At 65.0% G+C, this 17,749-nt stretch carries 16 protein-coding genes; 8 read left to right on the top strand and 8 right to left on the bottom strand.

Annotated elements, in window-relative coordinates:
- Positions 1-414: 414 nt before the first annotated feature.
- Together ilvA and L0U84_RS08125 are read left to right on the top strand one after the other, a co-directional pair.
- The gene (gene ilvA, locus L0U84_RS08120; RefSeq protein ID WP_233849141.1) at positions 415-1,986 is read left to right on the top strand and encodes a threonine ammonia-lyase, biosynthetic; all 1,572 of its coding nucleotides are present in this window, start codon (positions 415-417) and stop codon (positions 1,984-1,986) included.
- Between the two features lie 254 nt (positions 1,987-2,240).
- Entirely contained in the window at positions 2,241-3,428 is a 1,188-nt protein-coding gene (locus tag L0U84_RS08125; RefSeq protein ID WP_233849142.1) for a 4-hydroxybenzoate 3-monooxygenase, read from the top strand.
- Between the two features lie 23 nt (positions 3,429-3,451).
- On the opposite strand, the gene L0U84_RS08130 is transcribed toward L0U84_RS08125, so the two are convergent.
- The gene (locus L0U84_RS08130; RefSeq protein WP_233849144.1) at positions 3,452-4,342 is read right to left on the bottom strand and encodes a helix-turn-helix domain-containing protein; all 891 of its coding nucleotides are present in this window, start codon (positions 4,340-4,342) and stop codon (positions 3,452-3,454) included.
- A gap of 179 nt (positions 4,343-4,521) precedes the next feature.
- On the opposite strand from L0U84_RS08130, the gene L0U84_RS08135 reads away from it, so the two are divergent.
- The 5 genes from L0U84_RS08135 (at position 4,522) to L0U84_RS08155 (ending at position 9,858) form a co-directional block, all read left to right on the top strand.
- A complete protein-coding gene (locus L0U84_RS08135) occupies positions 4,522-5,403 on the top strand; it encodes an SDR family NAD(P)-dependent oxidoreductase (protein ID WP_442794028.1) in 882 nt (293 codons plus the stop codon).
- A gap of 10 nt (positions 5,404-5,413) precedes the next feature.
- A complete protein-coding gene (locus tag L0U84_RS08140) occupies positions 5,414-7,201 on the top strand; it encodes an FAD-dependent oxidoreductase (RefSeq protein WP_233849148.1) in 1,788 nt (595 codons plus the stop codon).
- Complete coding sequence (locus L0U84_RS08145) at positions 7,198-7,536, top strand: NIPSNAP family protein (RefSeq protein WP_018417780.1); 339 nt, start codon at positions 7,198-7,200, stop codon at positions 7,534-7,536. The genes L0U84_RS08140 and L0U84_RS08145 overlap by 4 nt, the downstream gene beginning before the upstream one ends.
- Before the next feature lie 25 nt (positions 7,537-7,561).
- Positions 7,562-8,326: an SDR family NAD(P)-dependent oxidoreductase gene (locus L0U84_RS08150; protein WP_233849150.1), complete on the top strand. Its 765-nt coding sequence runs from the start codon at positions 7,562-7,564 to the stop codon at positions 8,324-8,326.
- A gap of 149 nt (positions 8,327-8,475) precedes the next feature.
- Positions 8,476-9,858 (top strand): MFS transporter, encoded by a 1,383-nt coding sequence (locus tag L0U84_RS08155; RefSeq protein ID WP_233849152.1) that lies wholly within the window; start codon positions 8,476-8,478, stop codon positions 9,856-9,858.
- 57 nt (positions 9,859-9,915) lie between these two features.
- Here the strand turns inward: L0U84_RS08155 and L0U84_RS08160 are convergent, their stop codons facing one another.
- The 5 genes from L0U84_RS08160 to kduI all read right to left on the bottom strand — a co-directional run bounded on the left by L0U84_RS08160 (position 9,916) and on the right by kduI (position 13,971).
- Positions 9,916-10,164 carry a hypothetical protein gene (locus L0U84_RS08160; protein WP_233849154.1) on the bottom strand — a complete coding sequence of 83 codons (249 nt, stop codon included), beginning with the start codon at positions 10,162-10,164 and terminating at the stop codon, positions 9,916-9,918.
- 76 nt (positions 10,165-10,240) lie between these two features.
- Positions 10,241-10,618, bottom strand: a complete 378-nt coding sequence (locus L0U84_RS08165; protein ID WP_233849155.1) for a hypothetical protein — start codon at positions 10,616-10,618, stop codon at positions 10,241-10,243.
- A gap of 699 nt (positions 10,619-11,317) precedes the next feature.
- Positions 11,318-12,196, bottom strand: a complete 879-nt coding sequence (gene kdgR / locus L0U84_RS08170; RefSeq protein WP_233851977.1) for a DNA-binding transcriptional regulator KdgR — start codon at positions 12,194-12,196, stop codon at positions 11,318-11,320.
- A gap of 161 nt (positions 12,197-12,357) precedes the next feature.
- Entirely contained in the window at positions 12,358-13,128 is a 771-nt protein-coding gene (gene kduD / locus L0U84_RS08175) for a 2-dehydro-3-deoxy-D-gluconate 5-dehydrogenase KduD (protein ID WP_233849156.1), read from the bottom strand.
- Between the two features lie 6 nt (positions 13,129-13,134).
- Complete coding sequence (kduI, locus tag L0U84_RS08180; protein WP_233849157.1) at positions 13,135-13,971, bottom strand: 5-dehydro-4-deoxy-D-glucuronate isomerase; 837 nt, start codon at positions 13,969-13,971, stop codon at positions 13,135-13,137.
- Positions 13,972-14,265: 294 nt separating this feature from the next.
- Here kduI and kdgT point away from each other — a divergent pair, with 294 nt between their 5' ends.
- Complete coding sequence (gene kdgT, locus L0U84_RS08185) at positions 14,266-15,288, top strand: 2-keto-3-deoxygluconate transporter (RefSeq protein ID WP_233849158.1); 1,023 nt, start codon at positions 14,266-14,268, stop codon at positions 15,286-15,288.
- A 31-nt stretch (positions 15,289-15,319) separates the two neighbouring features.
- Here kdgT and L0U84_RS08190 read toward each other — a convergent pair whose 3' ends face one another.
- Together L0U84_RS08190 and L0U84_RS08195 are read right to left on the bottom strand one after the other, a co-directional pair.
- The gene (locus L0U84_RS08190) at positions 15,320-15,940 is read right to left on the bottom strand and encodes a GNAT family N-acetyltransferase (RefSeq protein WP_233849159.1); all 621 of its coding nucleotides are present in this window, start codon (positions 15,938-15,940) and stop codon (positions 15,320-15,322) included.
- A 121-nt stretch (positions 15,941-16,061) separates the two neighbouring features.
- Positions 16,062-17,507 carry an NAD-dependent succinate-semialdehyde dehydrogenase gene (locus L0U84_RS08195; protein WP_233849160.1) on the bottom strand — a complete coding sequence of 482 codons (1,446 nt, stop codon included), beginning with the start codon at positions 17,505-17,507 and terminating at the stop codon, positions 16,062-16,064.
- Positions 17,508-17,749: the final 242 nt, after the last annotated feature.

Consider the following 17,749-nt stretch of genomic DNA (forward strand, 5'->3'; position numbering starts at 1 on the left):
TCGCGCCGGAATACCGCAATTGATTCGCCATTTGGCATCAGCAGCGGTTAGGAAGGCTGACCAATATCCGCGCGGCAGTGCTCGACGCGCGACCGGGTGGTAACACCCGTGGCCGCGCGGAACGACTCGCGCTCCGCGGGGATTGACAAAGCCTGCCAAGTCGACGAAGATCGCCGACATGAACTGCCTCGACATCCGTATTGCGCTGATTATTAGCATCATTCATCGAATGGTGGGTTAGCGCGCGTCGACTTGCAGTGACACATAACCCGCCAAACGAGGCGGGTTTTTTTATGTCCGCTTTCAGGTTCATTCTCTACCTGCCTCCTGGCGAACATGTTGCGATGGCCATCGTTTGATGTCGATCGCCGTTGCTTCGTTGTTGCATCCAATGTTGCCACCCAGGAGCTTGCCGTGCTGTTAAACGAACTCGAACAGGCCGTCGCAGCGGCCGGGCGCGTCGCGCCGTCTCACGACTACCTGAAAAAGACCCTGACCGCGCGCGTCTACGACGTGGCGCGCGAGACCGAACTCGAACGCGCGCCGAACCTGTCGGCGCGCTTGCGCAATCCGGTCTATCTGAAGCGCGAGGACAACCAGCCGGTGTTCTCGTTCAAGCTGCGCGGCGCGTACAACAAGATGGCGCATATTCCCGCCGAGGCGCTCGGGCGCGGTGTGATCACCGCGTCGGCGGGTAACCATGCGCAGGGCGTGGCGTTGTCGGCGGCACGCATGGGCGTGAAGGCGATCATCGTCGTGCCGGTGACCACGCCGCAGCTCAAGGTCGACGCGATCCGCACGCACGGCGGGCCGACCGTCGAGGTCGTGCAGTTCGGCGAATCGTATAGCGATGCCTATGGTCACGCGGTCAAGCTGCAGGAAGAGCGCGGCCTGAGCTTCGTGCATCCGTTCGACGATCCGTACGTGATCGCGGGCCAGGGCACGGTAGCCATGGAAATCCTCAGCCAGCACCAGGGTCCGATTCACGCGATCTTCGTGCCGATCGGTGGCGGCGGTCTCGCGGCCGGTGTCGCCGCGTACGTGAAATCGGTGCGCCCGGAAATCAAGGTGATCGGCGTGCAGACCGACGATTCGTGCGCAATGGCGGCATCGTTGAAAGCGGGCGAGCGCGTGACGCTGAACGAAGTGGGCCTCTTCTCCGACGGCACCGCCGTCAAACTCGTCGGCGAAGAAACCTTCCGTCTGTGCAGCGAATATCTCGACGAAGTGCTGCTCGTGAACACCGACGCGCTGTGCGCCGCGATCAAGGACGTGTTCCAGGACACGCGCAGCGTGCTCGAACCGGCGGGCTCGCTCGCGGTGGCGGGTGCGAAGCAGTACGCCGAACGGGAAGGCATCGAGAACCAGACGCTGATCGCGATCACGTCGGGCGCGAACATGAACTTCGACCGCATGCGCTTCGTCGCCGAACGCGCCGAAGTGGGGGAAGCGCGCGAAGCGGTCTTCGCGGTGACGATCCCCGAGGAACGCGGCAGTTTCAAGCGCTTCTGCGAGCTGGTCGGCACGCGCAGCGTCACCGAATTCAACTACCGGATCGCCGACGCGAACTCGGCGCATATCTTCGTCGGCGTGCAGATCCGCAATCGCAGCGAATCGGCGCAGATCGCCGGCGCTTTCGAAGCGCACGGCTTCGCGACCGTCGACCTGACCTTCGACGAACTGTCGAAGCAGCACATCCGCTACATGGTCGGCGGCCGCTCGCCGCTCGCGCAAGATGAACGTCTGTTCCGCTTCGAGTTTCCCGAGCGTCCGGGCGCGCTGATGAAATTCCTGTCGTCGATGGCGCCGAACTGGAACATCAGCCTGTTCCACTATCGCAACCAGGGCGCGGACTACAGCTCGATTCTGGTCGGCATTCAGGTGCCCGAGAGCGATCACGCTGCGTTCGAGCGCTTCATCGAAACGCTCGGCTACCCGTGCTGGGAAGAGACGAAAAATCCTGTCTACCGGCTTTTTCTTGGCTAGTTAGACCTCGGTCAGCGGATCGGGGTTTACCTGAGGGAGGACCACGCCGCCAAAACGAGCCGGACGTCGTCCAAATCGCCGGTAAGCACCGCCAGCATTGCGTTTTCGGCCGACGCAACCGCACTGCACCCGCTCCCGCCCACTACCTTTTATCGCGTAGCGCGATACGGCCTATCCGCCATATCGCGTTGCGGGATAGCTGTCGCGATCGTCAAACTGAGCGCAAATCTCATCACCGCATTCAGGAGACATACATGCGCACCCAAGTCGGCATCATCGGTGCAGGGCCCGCTGGCCTGCTTCTTTCCCATCTGCTTCATCTGCGTGGTATCGACTCGGTCGTGCTCGAAACGCGCACGCGCGACCAGATCGAATCGACGATTCGCGCCGGCGTGCTCGAGCAGGGCACGATGGACCTGCTGACGCAGACCGGTCTCGGCGAACGCATGAAAGCCGAAGGCGCGCTGCATCATGGTTTCGAACTCGCGTTCGAAGGCAAGCGCCGCCGCATCGATCTGACGGGCCTCACCGGTCACGCGATCACGGTCTACGCCCAGCACGAAGTGATCAAGGATCTCGTCGCGGCGCGCGTCGCCGCGAGCGCCGAGTTGCGTTTCGGCGTATCGGATACGTCGGTGCACGGCATCGATACCGACAAGCCGTCGATCCGCTATCGCCACGAAGGAGCGGACCACGAACTGCAATGCGACTTCGTGATCGGCTGCGACGGCTCGCAAGGCGTGTCGCGTCAGGCGATTCCGCAGGCGCTGCGCAAGGACTTCGAGCGCGTCTATCCGTTTGGCTGGTTCGGCATTCTGTGCGAAGGCCCGCCGTCGTCGGACGAACTGATCTACGCACGCCACGAGCGCGGCTTTGCGCTGATCAGCACGCGCTCGCCGAACGTGCAGCGCATGTATTTCCAGTGCGATCCGAAGGACTCGGTCGAGAACTGGTCCGACGATCGCATCTGGGCCGAGCTGCATGCGCGCGCCGATTCGGACGAAGGTCACAAGATCGTCGACGGCAAGATCTTCCAGAAGAATATCGTCGGCATGCGCAGCTTCGTGTCGACCACGATGCAGCACGGCCGCCTGTTCCTCGCTGGCGACGCCGCGCATATCGTGCCGCCGACCGGCGCGAAGGGCATGAACCTCGCGGTCGCCGACGTGAACGTGCTCAGCAAGGCGCTCGACGCGTTCTACAAGGAAAACCGCACCGATCTGCTCGACCGGTACAGCGAAACCGCACTCAAGCGCATCTGGCGCGCCGAGCACTTCTCGTACTGGATGACCAGCATGCTGCATCGTATCGAAGGCGCTTCGGCGTTCGAACAGCAGCTGCAGGTTGCCGAGCTCGAGTACGTGACGACGTCGCGCACGGCTGCAACGGTGCTGGCGGAGAACTACGTCGGTGTGGCCGGCGCGCAGATGCAAGGTCTGTAAATCACGCGAGACAATCGGGACCGCTAATTGATCGACAGGTCCCGATGCGCGGCCGCCTGGAAGTCCTTGGGCGTGACGCCGGTCTGCTTGCGGAAATAGCGGCTGAAATAAGCCGCATCTTCGAAACCGAGCGCATGCGCGATCTGTTTGATGCTCGAACCCGAGTACACCAGATCGCGCTGCGCCTCGCGTATCAACTGGTCGTTGACGAGCGACAACGGCGAATGGCCAAGCTCCTCACGACAGATGCGGCCCAGTTGCGCCGCGGTCACCCCTAGTTTTTCCGCGTAAAAATCGATTGGATGATGCTCGCGCACGTGCGCGGCGATCAGTTCGCGTAGCCGTTTGATCTGCGCGGCGCGCCGGTCATTGACGGAAGCGCCGGTGCTCGACGCGGCATCGGTCAGACGCGCGACCTGCACAAAAAGTGCAATCATCAACGACATGCCCGCGGCGATATGGCCGCGTGCGCTGCCGCGAAATTCCTGCTCCAGCAACCCGAACAGCGGCATCAACGTGCGCTCGCCTATGGCGGCCCGCACGGGAATCAGCGCGGGGCGCTGCAGCACCGGCACGAGGCCCGGCGACACCGCTTTCGAAATCGACTCCAGTGCGCGTTGCGCGGCGGTAATCACGAGCCCGTCGATTTCCGGCGAAAACACGAAACCATGCACCGTTTGCGCCGGAATCAGGATCAGGCATGGCGCCTCGATCGTGAGCTTTTCGCTTTCGATCAGCACGTGGCCCGAACCGCTGCGGATATAGAGGATCTGCAGCAACGCATCGTGGCGGTGCGCGGAGATATGCCAGTCGTTAGGACGGCTGCGCTCGGCGATCCATTCGAAATTGAACGCGTCGTACCACGGCGGCCGCGCGGACTCTCCATACAGATCGTAGTTAGGGATATTCCTCATGCGGTTTTGTCTCCTATGTTCGAATTGTCCTGCGATGCGCTGCCTTTGTCCAATTTCGTCGCGAACCGCGTGGCTATACTTTTTTCCATCGGAGGCGCGGTCGAATGACGCAGTTGGGTGAAGACAGCCAACCTGAGTTCGCCGCGATCGTGAACATGGAGATTGGGATGACTAAGCAAATGAATCATCAGGAAGATCGACGCGACATAAACGGAAACTCGCGACACTGGCTCGGGCTCGAAGGCAGCATCTGTGTCGTGAGCGGCGCGGCGGGCGGCATCGGCAGTGCGATTGCTCAGGTGTTGGGCGCTGCTGGCGCACGCGTGGCTCTGCTCGATCGCGATGAGCAGAAGTGCCGTGACGTCGCGCGAGCGCTGAATGCAAGCGGTGTCGAAGCGCTGGCGCTCGGCTGCGATATCGGCGACATCGATAGCGTGCGCGGCGCGGTGTCGGAGGTCGAAGCGCGCCTGGGCGTCGCCGATGTGCTCGTGAACAACGCGGGCCTGTTGCGACCGGGCGGCATCGAAGAGATTGGACTCGATGCGTGGAACGCGATGCTGCGCGTGAACCTGACCGGCTACATGCTGTGCTCGCAGCAATTCGGTCAGGGCATGTTGAAGCGCGGCGCTGGCGCGATCGTGCATGTCGCGTCGGTGGCCGCGCATCATCCGCAGACCTATAGCGGCGCCTACAGCGCGGGCAAGGCCGGCGTCACGATGCTGTCCAAGCAGATCGCGGCGGAGTGGGGCCCGCGCGGCATCCGCAGCAATACCGTGTGCCCAGGCATGATCCGCACGCCGCTGTCGGCGGCGTTCTACGAGCACGGCGATATCGAACGCCGGCGCAGCGCGATGACGGCGAGCCGGCGGATCGGCGAGCCGAACGATATCGCCGATGTCGTCGCGTTTCTCGCGAGCGAACGCGCCGCGTATGTGAACGGCACCGAAGTCGTCGTCGATGGCGGCCTCGAAAGCATGCTGATGGACCTCGTGCCGCGTCCCGGCTTCGAAGCCAACCAGGCCACGCAGGCCGCCGAAGCGGGCCGTCAGGTCCGCGCGTAAGGAGACCATCATGACCAACGCAACACGCGGCGCGGCGCTCACCTGCGACGTGCTCGTCATCGGTTCGGGCGCGGGCGGGCTGTCGACCGCGATCACCGCGCGCAAGCACGGCCTCGATGTCGTCGTGATCGAAAAGGAGCCGTTCTTCGGCGGCACGACCGCATTCTCGGGCGGCGTGCTGTGGATTCCGGGCAACCGTCACGCCAGCAGCAACGGCGTCAGCGATACGCGCGAAGCGGCACTGACCTACATGCGCAACGAAACCGGCGCGTGCTTCGATGCCGCCGCCGTCGACGCGTTTCTCGACACTGGCCCGGAGATGCTCGACTTCTTCGAGCGCGAGACCACCGTCAAATTCGTCCCGACGCTGTATCCCGACTATCACCCGGATGTGAAAGGAGGTGTCGACATCGGCCGCTCGGTCGTCGCCGCGCCGTTCGATGCGCGCGCGCTGGGCAAGGACATCACGAGGCTGCGGCCGCCGCTGAAGACGATCACGTTCATCGGCATGATGTTCAACTCGTCGAACGCGGATCTGAAGCATTTCTTCAACGCGACGCGCTCGCTCACGTCCGCGCTGTACGTCGCGAAGCGGCTCGCGAGCCATCTGAAGGATCTTGCGCTATACCGGCGCGGCGTGCAGATCACGAGCGGTAACGCGCTCGCCGCGCGGCTCGCGAAGTCCGCGCTCGATCTCGGCATTCCGATCCATACGAACACGGCCGCGCGTGAGCTGAGCGTGACGAACGGCAGCGTGACCGGTGCGCTCGTCGCGGGACCGGAAGGCGAGATGCGCATCGTCGCACGACGCGGCGTCGTGCTCGCATGCGGTGGCTTTTCGCATGACGTTGCGCGGATCGCACGCGCGTATCCGCATGTGCGGCGCGGCGGCGAACACGTGTCGCCGGTGCCGCGCGGCAATACCGGCGACGGCGTCGGCATGGCCGAACGTCTCGGCGCGCAGGTGGCGATCCGTTATCCGCAGCCCGCCGCCTGGATGCCGGTGTCGCGCGTGCCGATGAGCGACGGCAGCGTCGGCGTGTTTCCGCATCTGGTGGATCGCTACAAGCCCGGCGTGATCGGCGTGACGCGCGCGGGCAAGCGCTTCACCAACGAAGCGAATTCGTATCACGACGTGGGGGCCGCGATGATCGAAGCCTGCGCGAACGAACGCGAGACCGCGATGTGGCTGATCTGCGATCACGCGACGATCCGCAAATACGGGCTCGGTTATGCGAAGCCGGCGCCCGTGCCGCTCGGCCCGCTTCTGCGCAACGGCTATCTGCAGAAGGGCCGCACGCTCGCTGAACTCGCGCGCAACGCGGGTCTCGACGGCGCGGCGCTCGAAGCGACCGTGAAGCGCTACAACGCCGACGCGGTGCGTGGCGAAGATCGCGAGTTCGGCCGCGGCACGACGTCGTTCAACCGCTATCTGGCGGACCCGGAACACAAGCCGAACCCGTGCGTCGCGCCGATCGGCGACGGTCCGTACTACGCGCTGAAGGTCGTGATGGGCGATCTCGGCACCTTCGACGGCATCACGACGAACGTCACCGGCGAAGTGCTCGACGCGAAAGGCACGCCGATCGCGGGGCTGTTCGCGGTCGGCAACGATCGCGCGAGCGTGATGGGCGGCAACTATCCGGGTGCGGGCATCACGCTCGGGCCGATCATGACGTTCGGCTATCTCACCGGTCGTCATCTCGCGGGCGTGAGCGTGAAGCGCGCAAATACCGCAACCAACCCGAATCACGCGGACACCCGCGCATCCGAAACCGTATTGAGGACCGGCACATGAGCCAGGGCAAACCTTTCGTCGATCATCGCATCTACACGATCCGTCCGCGCGGCATGGCGGAGTTCATCGACGTCTTCGACCGGCTCGCGATGCCGATTCAGCTCAAGTATCTGGGCGCGCCCGTCGGCTTTTATATGAGCGATATCGGCGCGCTGAACCAGGTCGTGCATCTGTGGGGCTACGAGAGCATCGGCGACTACGATCAGCGCCGCACCGCGCGCGATGCCGATCCCGAGTGGCCCGCGTATCTGCAGGCGTCGGCGCATCTGATCGTCGCGCAGGAGAGCCGCATCATCAGGCGCGTCGACTTCAGGACGCTGACGATGCTGCGCTAGCCGCGGATTCGACGAGGAGACGGGCATGAACGAACGGATAGCACGCGTTGCCATCGTGACCGGTGGCGCAAATGGTATCGGCTGGGCTTGCGCGCAACGTTTCGCGCGCGACGGCTACCACGTGGTCATCGCCGATCTGAACGCGCGACGGGCGCGCGAACGCGCGCACGAACTCGGTGCCGCGCACCTGGGCATCGGCGCGGACGTTGCCGTCGAAGCCGACGTGCGCGCGTTGATCGACGCATGCGTCGAACGCTATGGAAGGCTCGACGTGCTGGTCAACAACGCAGGCAATGGCGATCAGCCGTACCCGAGCATCGAGCAGAACGTCGAGGCGTTCGACCGGCTGCTCGGCATTCACCTGCGCGGCACGTTCGTCGGGTGTCGGGAAGCCGGCCGCGTGATGCTTGCGAAGCGCAGCGGCGCAATCGTCAACCTCGGCTCGATTGCGGGGCTTGCGGGCATTCCGGCGCGCAATGCATACGGCGCGGCCAAGGCCGGGATCGTCGCGATGACGCGTTCACTCGCCTGCGAATGGGCGCGCGACGGCATTCGCGTGAACGCGGTCGCCCCCGGCTACGTCGCGACCGAGCTCGTCGAAACGCTCGAACGCAACGGCCAGATGAACGTGCGTTCGATCGAGAAGCGCACCCCGATGGGGCGCCTTGCGCGGCCCGAAGAAATCGCCAACGCGATCGGCTTTCTCGCGTCGGACGCGGCCAGCTATATCACCGGCACGGTGCTGAGCGTCGATGGCGGCTGGCACGCCTACGGCGCGGCAGGCGACTAAGCATGCATCGCTTCGCGCTGGGAGACGGCCAAAAACGCGGCCGCAAGCACGGCCGCACGACCGTGCGTTGAATCGCAATTCGAACAATAAGAAAACACCTCGTCATTTCAAGGAGACATCGCAATGAACCAGCTGACAGGAGCACGCACATGAGCCGCTCCGAACGCAATGTAGACGTGCAGGCTTTTATCGACGGCGAGCGCTTCTCGCCGTTTCAGTGGACGATTCTGGTGCTGTGCTTTCTGGTCGTCGCGGCCGATGGTTTCGACACCGCCGCGGTCGGCTTCATCGCGCCGTCGCTCGTGCAGCAGTGGGGCATCGCGCGCAGCGCGCTCGGCCCGGTGATGAGCGCGGCGCTGGTGGGACTCGGCATCGGCGCGCTCGCGGCCGGCCCCTGCGCGGACCGGGTCGGACGCAAGACGGTGCTGGTGCTGTCGGTGTTCTTCTTCGGGTTGTGGAGCCTCGCGTCGGCCCGCGCGAGCTCGATCGAATCGCTGACCCTGCTGCGCTTTTTCACCGGCCTCGGTCTCGGCGCGGCGATGCCCAACGCGGTCACGCTGATGTCCGAGTACGCACCCGCGAGGATTCGCGCGGTGGCGGTCAATGCGATGTTCTGCGGCTTTTCAGGCGGGCTCGCGATCGGCGGCCTTGCGTCAGCGTGGCTGATTCCGCACTTCGGCTGGCCGAGCGTGCTGGTCGCGGGCGGCGCCGGTCCGCTCGTGCTGAGCGTGCTGCTGATCCTGCTGCTGCCGGAATCGGCGCAATTCCTCGCGGTGCGCAAGCGGGCCGACCAACGGATCGCGCGAATCCTGCAACGCATCGCGCCTCGCGAGCGCTTCGACGGATGCCGTTTCGTCGCGCTCGACGCGCGCCGCGAGACGGGCGACGCACGCTCGCAATGGGCGCTCGCGATCATCCTGTCGGCGCGCTACCGCTTCGGCACACTGATGCTGTGGCTCGCCTATTTCATGGGACTGCTGATTTATTATCTGCTGACCAACTGGCTGCCTACGCTGTTCAAGGACACCGGCTTTTCCGGCGAGAAGGCCGCGTTGATGACCTCGCTGTTTCCGCTCGGCGGCATCCTCGGCAATCTGTGTGTCGGCTGGGTGATGGATCGTTTCGCCGGGCATCGCGTGATCGCGCTCACCTATGTTCTGGTCGGTGCGCTCGTGTTGCTGGTGGGGCGGGGCGTGGGCCACCAGGTCTGGCTCGGCACGCTGATCTTTCTGACCGGCACGGTCGCGACCAGTGCGGTCACGTCGATGTCGGCGCTGGCGGCGAGCTTTTACCCGACCCGGGCGCGCGCGACCGGCGTGGCGTGGATGCTGGGAATCGGCCGTGTTGGCGGCGTGGCGGGCGCGCTCGTCGGTGCGGCGTTGATGGGGCTTGGCTGGCAGTTCGGCTCGGTGTTCAGCCTGCTCGCGGTGCCGGCCGTGATCGCGGCGGGCGGGGTGGTGCTGATGATGCGGCGCGTGCCGCTCGATCACACATCCGCCGATGAAAACGTCGGCGCCATAGCGATCGAATGAGCGATCGAATGAGCGCGGTGTCGGGCGTGCCGCTACGCCCGAAATGCGCGCGAGCGCTCAGGACGTGCGCAGCAACGCCATTTCGTTGTGCAGCAGCGCGAGCAATTCGTCGTCGGTTGGCCGCGTGCCCCAGTGGCGCGCGCCGGCCACCGACGCGATCGCCATCCACGAATGCGGTGGAAACCATTCGCGCACGAGCGTGCCGTCCTGGCGCAGGCACAGCTGGCCGGTCAGCTCGCTGTATTCGGCGCAGATGTACGTGCCGTCGATCTGCGCCGTTACTCGTCTCGGCTCATTGCGTAGCATGTCGTCGCTCCTGATAAAGGGGGTGGCGAGAATGCAAGCGCGACACGGTGGCGCGATGAACGCCACCTGCTGTCCATCAGTCGTCGTGCCCGCGGTCGTCATGATGATGACCGTGCCAGCCGTTGTCGTGCCAATCGCCGTGCGGGCCGCGTGCATCACGCCATTCATCGTGATGACGTTCCCAATCGCGACGGTCCCAATAGCGACGACCGTCGTAATAGCGCTCGCCGTACCAGCCCGGCGCGATGACGACCGCGGGTGGCGGAGGCGCATACACGGGCGCGGGCTGCACATAGACGGGCGGCGGAGCCTCGACCACGGCCGGCGCGACCGCGAAGCCCGGCACGCCGATGTTCACGCCGACATCGACGTGCGCGAAAGCGGCCGTCGATGCGACGATCGCGAGACCGGCGACGACGCTCGACGATACCCAGCGGTTGCGTGAAAGACTCATGATTATTCTCTGTGTGGATGTCTGTGATGGAGGGGCGAGCCGGACGCGCACCTACTGCGCGTGATGGCCCGATCAATAGCGTTCGTAGTAGTGGTCGTGATGCGGATGATCGTCGGGGACCACGATGCAACCGCTCAACGCGCCGCCGAGCGTGGCGGCAAGAATGACCAATGCGAGGATTTTTTTCATGATGTTGCTCCCTGAATTCCGTGATGCCGGCGCCTGTCGTGCGACGCATTTCATGTGAACCGCTTTCGTTTGAACCGAACTCTACTGAGCGGCGCGATTTCCGGTGTGTTTGTGTGTAACAGGACGTGTCGATTCGGGCTCGCGTCCATGCGGCCTGGCGAGTGCGATAAACAAATAGGGCAGGCGCCGCGGGTTAGGGGGCGAATGGCGGGGCGATCGTCAGGTGTGCGGGCAAACCCTTGAAGGCGCTATGAAAAAAACGGCATTCGAAGGCAGACGATGCAGGGATATGAGGCCACGCTTCGGCGCCTCGATTGCTGAAAAAAGAAGCGAATCGAATTTTGGCTTATGTATCCGGCGCGGATACATTCGGTTGCAGACTGGGGAAGAGGCGCGGTAGTGCGCGCGTGCGAGCGTGATGGTAAGACGCCACATCGGTAGCGTCATCAGCTTGTCTTAAGCTTCGGTGGGGTAGGTAACGACGCATTGCGCGCGCAGCGCGTGCACGACTTACTGCGCGGCCGCCGGCTCCGGGGCGGTCGCTTCGCGATAGCCGAGCCGCGTGGAAATCGCGAGTCCGGCCTCCTTGAGCAGCGCAACGTAATGCTGCTTGGTGTCCGCACCGCAGCGCATCGTCGGAAACGAAATCGACAGACCGGCGATCGCGCGGCCGAAGCGGTCGAACACGGGCACCGCGATGCATCGCAGGCCTTCTTCCTGTTCCTCGTTGTCCTCGCCGTAGCCCTGCTCGCGTACGTGCGGCAGGATGCTCAGCACCGCTTCGGCGCAGGTCAGCGTTTTTTGCGTCGATTTGCGGAATTCGATGTGCGACAGCACGTCACGCGCGTCGGCCGGGTCCATCCACGCGAGCAGCACCTTGCCGATCGCCGTGCTGTGCAGCGGATTGCGCCGGCCGATCCGCGACTGCATGCGCAGCCCGTAATCGGCGTCGATCTTGTGGATGTAGATGATCGCGTCGTCGTCAAACGCGCCCAGGTGTACCGCTTCGCGCGTCATCTGGCCGATGCGGCGCATGTCGATGTCGGCCTCGCGCACCAGATCGACGCTTTCGAGCGCTTTCGCGCCGAGCTCGAACAGACGGATCGTCAGCCGATAGCGCTCGGTTTCGACTTCCTGGGTCACGTAGCCGAGCGCCTTCAGTGTTTGAATCACACGATGCACGGTCGTCTTCGACATGCCGAGCCGCTGCGACAGCTCGCTGATGCCGATCTGTCCGGTGTCGCCGATCGCGCCGAGAATCGCGAACACGCGCCCGATCGACGACGCCGATTCGCCTCGCTCACCGCCGTCCGCATCGAGCGGCGCTGCGTCGGCGGGTTCCTTGCGAGCTTTGCCGCGCGCCCTATCGAGCGTCTTGTCCTGCGCCATGTTCCTGGGTGTTCCCGTTGCCGCCATGTCCGTGATTTCCTGTCTGTGCCAAGCCGCGCCGCTACCTCTTTGAGCCGATGCTCACCGGCGCGAGAGCATAGCGCGTCGCGCTCGCTCGTGGCGAGCTTGTGCCGCTCCTCGTGCCGGTCCTCGTGCCGGTCCTAGCGCGCGAGCCAGCCGCCATCCACCGCCAGTGTATGCCCGTGCACGTAGTCCGATGCCGATGAGGCGAGAAAAACCACAGGCCCCGCGAGATCGTCGGGCACGCCCCAGCGGCCGGCCGGAATGCGGCCGAGGATCTCTTCGTTGCGCTGCGCGTCGTCGCGCAGCGCGGCGGTGTTCGCGGTCGCCATATAGCCGGGCGCGATCGCGTTCACGTTGATACGCCGCGCCGCCCATTCGTTGGCGAGCAGTCGCGTGAGACCGAGCACGCCGCTTTTCGACGCGGTGTACGACGCCACGCGAATGCCGCCCTGGAACGACAGCATCGACGCGACGTTGATGATCTTGCCGCCGCTTTGCTGCCGCACGAACTGACGCGCCGCGGCCTGTGACAGGAAGAACAGGCTCTTCAGGTTCACGTCCATGACCGCGTCCCAGTCGTCTTCGCCGAACTCGAGCGCGTCTTCGCGACGGATGATGCCCGCGTTGTTGACCAGCACGTCGATGCGGCCGAACGCTTCGACCGCCGCGCGCACGATGTCGTCGACCGATGCGCTCGACGCGAGATCGGCGCGCACGTCGGCGAAGCGGCGTCCGAGCGCCTCGACGCGCGCGGCGGTCGTGCCGGCGTCCGCCCGACTGACGCCGACGATGTCGCAGCCGGCCGCGGCGAGCGCGACCGCCATGCCGGCGCCGAGTCCGGTGTTGCTGCCGGTCACGATGGCGACCTTGCCGGTCAGATCGAAAGTGTTCACTGTGCTCAGGCTCATGGTCGCTCAGCGCAGCTCGCGGACCGCGAGATGGTCCATGTCGCCGAACACCTGGTTCTCCCCGACCATGCCCCAGATGAACGTGTACGCGCGCGTGCCGACGCCCGAATGAATCGACCAGCTCGGCGAGATCACCGCCTGCTCGTTACGCACGACGATATGCCGCGTTTCGTGCGGCTCGCCCATCATGTGAAAGACGGCGGCGTCGTCGGCGACGTTGAAGTAGAAATACACCTCCATGCGGCGCTCGTGCGTGTGGCAGGGCATCGTGTTCCACAGGCTGCCGGGTTCGAGCTTCGTCATGCCCATCGACAGCTGGCAGGTCGGCAGCACGTCGGGCACGATGAACTTGTAGATGGTGCGGCGGTTGCTCGTGGCCGGATAGCCGAGCGTTTCGGGCGAGGCCTGGTCGAGCGAGATCGTGCGGGTCGGATAGGTCGTGTGCGCGGGGGCGCAGTTCAGATAGAACTTCGCCGGCTGGCTGGCGTCGACGCTGCCGAACGCGACCGCCTGCGCACCCTTGCCGATATAGATCGCCTCTTCGCGGCGCACCGTGTAACGCGTGCCGTCGACGCCGACCCAGCCGTCGCCGCCAATATTGATCGCGCCGAGTTCGCGCCGCTCGAGCAGATAGTTGACGCCGATCGCACGGCCGAGCGAGCCCGGCACCTCGACCGCGCGCTCGACCGGCCACACCCCACCGACAATGATCCGGTCGATATGGCTATACGTGAGCTTCAACGCATCGCGCTCGAAGATCTGCTCGACCAGAAATTCGCGGCGCAAGCCGGTGGTGTCGAGCGTCTTCGCGTATTCGCTGTTGATGGCCTGTCTCACGTCCATTGATCGTTCTCCTGTCGGTATGCGGGGCGCGGCGCCGCGCTGCCTTGTGTCCGAGACTGTAACGCAGAATCACGATTTCGGAACACTGGTCCGAAAAATTTGCGACGCGCGATCGCGGCCGGCAACGCGTAGCGCGAACGAGCGGGTAAACGATAGTCAGCTTTTAGAAATAAAACGGAACGACGTTCCTTTCACGATGCTATATTGCGCCGGACAGGGAGAGCCCGGCGTAGAACGGGACACCAACGCGGGTCATTGGCCCGTCAACGGGACGTCACCGTCCATGGAGGAGGCATGAAGATCAAGAAGGCCATCGACCGCATTCCCGGCGGTCTGATGCTGGTGCCGTTGCTGCTCGGCGCCTGTGTGCATACGTTCGCGCCGGGCGCGGGCAAATACTTCGGCTCGTTCACCAACGGCCTGATTACCGGCACCGTGCCGATCCTCGCGGTGTGGTTCTTCTGCATGGGCGCGACGATCGATCTGCGGGCAACCGGCACCGTGCTGCGCAAGTCGGGCACGCTGCTCGCCACCAAGATGCTGGTCGCGTGGATCGTCACGCTGATCGCCGCGCGCTTCATTCCGATCGACGGCATCAAGACCGGGCTGTTCGCGGGTCTGTCGCTGCTCGCGATCACCACGTCGATGGACATGACCAACGGCGGTCTCTACGCGGCCGTGATGCAACAGTACGGCACGAAGGAAGAGGCGGGCGCGTTCGTGCTGATGTCGGTCGAATCGGGGCCGCTGATCAGCATGATCATTCTGGGCGCGACGGGTGTCGCGTTCTTCGAGCCGCGGCTGTTCGCCGGCGCGGTGCTGCCGTTTCTGATCGGCTTTGCGCTCGGCAACTTCGATAGCGAGCTGCGCGAGCTGTTCGGCCGCTGCGTGCATCCGCTGATTCCGTTTTTCGGCTTTGCGCTTGGCAACGGCATCGATCTGAACGTGATCGTCACGAGCGGACTGCCGGGCATCGTGCTGGGGCTTGGCGTGATCGTCGTGACCGGTATCCCGCTGATCCTTGCCGATCGCTGGATCGCCGGCGGCAATGGCGCGGCGGGGCTCGCGGCGTCGTCGACGGCGGGGGCCGCGGTCGCGAATCCGGCGATCATCGCCGACATGATTCCGAGCTTCAAACCGCTGGTGCCGGCCGCGACCGCGATGGTCGCCACCGCCTGCCTCGTGACCGCGATTCTGGTGCCGATCCTCACGGCGCTGTGGGTGCGCCGGCATCAGGCGCGCGACGTTCTGCACGAGGAGTTCGCGGCGGCGACGCAACCGGCGCCGCTCAATGAGCAGCGCGATGCGCATGTTTGAATGAGTCGGTAGCGGGACGCTGGCGCGCCGCTCAGCGCGCCAGCTTCGTTTCGAGCATCGCTTTCACCGCCGGCCATTCGTCGTCGATGATGCTAAAGCGCACCGAGTTGCGCTTGCGCCCATCGGGCATGATCCGCTCGTGCCGCACGATGCCTTCCTGCTGCGCGCCGATGCGCAGGATCGCCGCGCGCGATTTGTCGTTGAGCTCGTCGGTCGTGAATTGCACGCGCACGCAGCCCATCACGTCGAACGCGTGGCGCAGCAGCAGATACTTCGCCTCGGTATTCACGACCGAGCGCTGCGCCGAGGCGGCGAGCCACGTATGGCCGATTTCGAGCTTGCGGTTCGCACGATCGATTTTCCAGAACCGCGTGCTGCCGACGATCCGGCCAGCGCCGTGATTCCCATCATCCGCGTCGCGCCGCACGATCACGAACGGCATCACCTTGCCGGCCGCGCGGCCGGCCAGCGCGGTGGCGATATAGGCATCGATCGTCGCCGGGCCCGGCACGACGGTGAGCTTCATGTTCCACAACTGCCCGTCGGCGGCGGCGTCGACGAGCGCCTGCGCGTGGTTCTCACGCAGCGGCCGCAACTCGACGAACGTGCCGCTCAGCGTGGGTTGCATCGATTCGGTTGAAATCTCGTTCATGGCAATAAAAAAGGTCCGCGAGCGGAAGACTCGCGGACCTGGCAAATGGGTTGACCCGCGCTCTGGAACGACGCGAGCGGCAAACTCGCGGCGCGGCTCCAGCAGCGCGTGACTAGCGTGATTAAACCGACATCACCGTGACCGCCTTGGTGACGAGGTAGGCTTCCATCGCCTCCGGACCGCCTTCCGAGCCGTAGCCGGAATCCTTGACGCCGCCGAACGGCATTTCCGGCGTCGGTGTGGCGGGCTGGTTGATCCACAGCATGCCGACTTCCATGCGCTGCGACAGCAGATGCACGTTGGCGAACGACTTCGTATACGCGTAGCCGGCGAGGCCGAACGGCAGACGGTTCGCTTCGGCGATCGCTTCTTCGAGCTTGTCGAAGCCGCGGATCGCGGCGACCGGGCCGAACGGCTCGTTGTTGAACACGTCGGCTTCGAGCGGCACGTCGGTCAGCACGGTGGCCGCGAAGAAGTTGCCTTCGGTACCGACGCGCTCGCCGCCCGTCGCGACCGTTGCGCCGGTCTTGCGGGCGTCTTCCACGACCTTGGCCATCGCGCTCAGACGGCGCGCGTTGGCGAGCGGCCCGAGCGTCGTGCCTTCGGCGAGACCGTCGCCGAGCTTCAGGCTTTCAGCGTGCTTCACGAGCGCCGTGGCGAATTCTTCGCGGATGCTGTTGTGCACGAGGAAACGCGTCGGCGAGATGCAGACCTGACCCGCGTTGCGGAACTTCGCGGCGCCGGCTGCCTTGACCGCGAGCGCGACGTCGGCGTCTTCCGCGACGATCACCGGGGCGTGGCCGCCGAGTTCCATGGTGGCGCGCTTCATGTGAGACCCGGCCAGCGCGGCGAGCTGCTTGCCGACCGGCGTCGAGCCGGTGAACGTGACCTTGCGGATCACCGGATGCGGGATCAGGTAGCTCGAGATCTCAGCCGGATCGCCGAACACGAGGCCAACCGTGCCGGCCGGCACGCCGGCTTCGACGAAGGCCTGCAGCAGGGCCGCCGGCGACGCCGGGGTTTCTTCCGGCGCCTTGACGAGGAACGAGCAGCCGCAGGCGAGCGCCGCCGACAGCTTGCGCACCACCTGGTTGACTGGGAAGTTCCACGGCGTGAACGCCGCGACCGGGCCGATCGGCTCCTTCAGCACCTGCGACTGCGCGGCGAGGTTGCGCGACGGCACGATGCGGCCGTACACGCGGCGGCCTTCGTCCGCGAACCATTCGATGATGTCCGCGGCCGCCAGCACTTCGACGCGCGCCTCGGCGAACGGCTTGCCCTGTTCCTGCGTCATCAGGCGGGCGATGTCGGCGGCACGCTCGCGCACGAGGGCACCAGCCTTGCGCATGATGGTGGCGCGCTCGTGAGCCGGCACCTTGCGCCAGGCTTCGAAGCCGCGCTGCGCGGCTTCGAGCGCGCGGTCCAGATCGGCGATGCCGGCATGCGCGACCTTGCCGATCGCCTGGCCGGTCGCGGGGTTGATCACGTCGAGGGTCTTGCCGCTGACGGCGTCGCACCATTCGCCGTTGATCAGAAGACGGGTATCGGTATAGCTCGAGATGGCCATGCTGGGTTCCTGTGAGAGGGAAAACAACTGGCCGCGCGGCGCGTGCGGCACGAGGCGACACACCTGCGCGGCCATGAATGAAATTGCCGATACTATTTATCTTATCTGATTGGGGGAAATCGCACCGGGTGCAGGCCGCAAGCGCCCGGTCGCGGCATGCGGCTTGCTGGGGCTTGGCACCGGAGCGACTTTGCGGGTCGCACGGGCGCGCCGCGTCCGCGCTACACTAAAAGCCCGCGGAA

The organism is Paraburkholderia sp. HD33-4, from assembly GCF_021390635.1.
Lineage (GTDB): Bacteria > Pseudomonadota > Gammaproteobacteria > Burkholderiales > Burkholderiaceae > Paraburkholderia.

Excerpts from the sequence above, each read along its gene's own strand:
- L0U84_RS08190 (WP_233849159.1), bottom strand. The coding sequence starts at position 15,940 with ATGAACGAGATTTCAACCGAATCGATGCAACCCACGCTGAGCGGCACG.
- L0U84_RS08155 (WP_233849152.1), top strand. The coding sequence starts at position 8,476 with ATGAGCCGCTCCGAACGCAATGTAGACGTGCAGGCTTTTATCGACGGC.
- kdgR (WP_233851977.1), bottom strand. The coding sequence starts at position 12,196 with ATGGCGCAGGACAAGACGCTCGATAGGGCGCGCGGCAAAGCTCGCAAG.
- L0U84_RS08140 (WP_233849148.1), top strand. The coding sequence starts at position 5,414 with ATGACCAACGCAACACGCGGCGCGGCGCTCACCTGCGACGTGCTCGTC.
- L0U84_RS08150 (WP_233849150.1), top strand. The coding sequence starts at position 7,562 with ATGAACGAACGGATAGCACGCGTTGCCATCGTGACCGGTGGCGCAAAT.
- L0U84_RS08125 (WP_233849142.1), top strand. The coding sequence starts at position 2,241 with ATGCGCACCCAAGTCGGCATCATCGGTGCAGGGCCCGCTGGCCTGCTT.
- L0U84_RS08160 (WP_233849154.1), bottom strand. The coding sequence starts at position 10,164 with ATGCTACGCAATGAGCCGAGACGAGTAACGGCGCAGATCGACGGCACG.
- kduI (WP_233849157.1), bottom strand. The coding sequence starts at position 13,971 with ATGGACGTGAGACAGGCCATCAACAGCGAATACGCGAAGACGCTCGAC.
- L0U84_RS08130 (WP_233849144.1), bottom strand. The coding sequence starts at position 4,342 with ATGAGGAATATCCCTAACTACGATCTGTATGGAGAGTCCGCGCGGCCG.
- L0U84_RS08195 (WP_233849160.1), bottom strand. The coding sequence starts at position 17,507 with ATGGCCATCTCGAGCTATACCGATACCCGTCTTCTGATCAACGGCGAA.
- L0U84_RS08145 (WP_018417780.1), top strand. The coding sequence starts at position 7,198 with ATGAGCCAGGGCAAACCTTTCGTCGATCATCGCATCTACACGATCCGT.
- kduD (WP_233849156.1), bottom strand. The coding sequence starts at position 13,128 with ATGAGCCTGAGCACAGTGAACACTTTCGATCTGACCGGCAAGGTCGCC.
- L0U84_RS08135 (WP_442794028.1), top strand. The coding sequence starts at position 4,522 with ATGAATCATCAGGAAGATCGACGCGACATAAACGGAAACTCGCGACAC.
- L0U84_RS08165 (WP_233849155.1), bottom strand. The coding sequence starts at position 10,618 with ATGAGTCTTTCACGCAACCGCTGGGTATCGTCGAGCGTCGTCGCCGGT.
- kdgT (WP_233849158.1), top strand. The coding sequence starts at position 14,266 with ATGAAGATCAAGAAGGCCATCGACCGCATTCCCGGCGGTCTGATGCTG.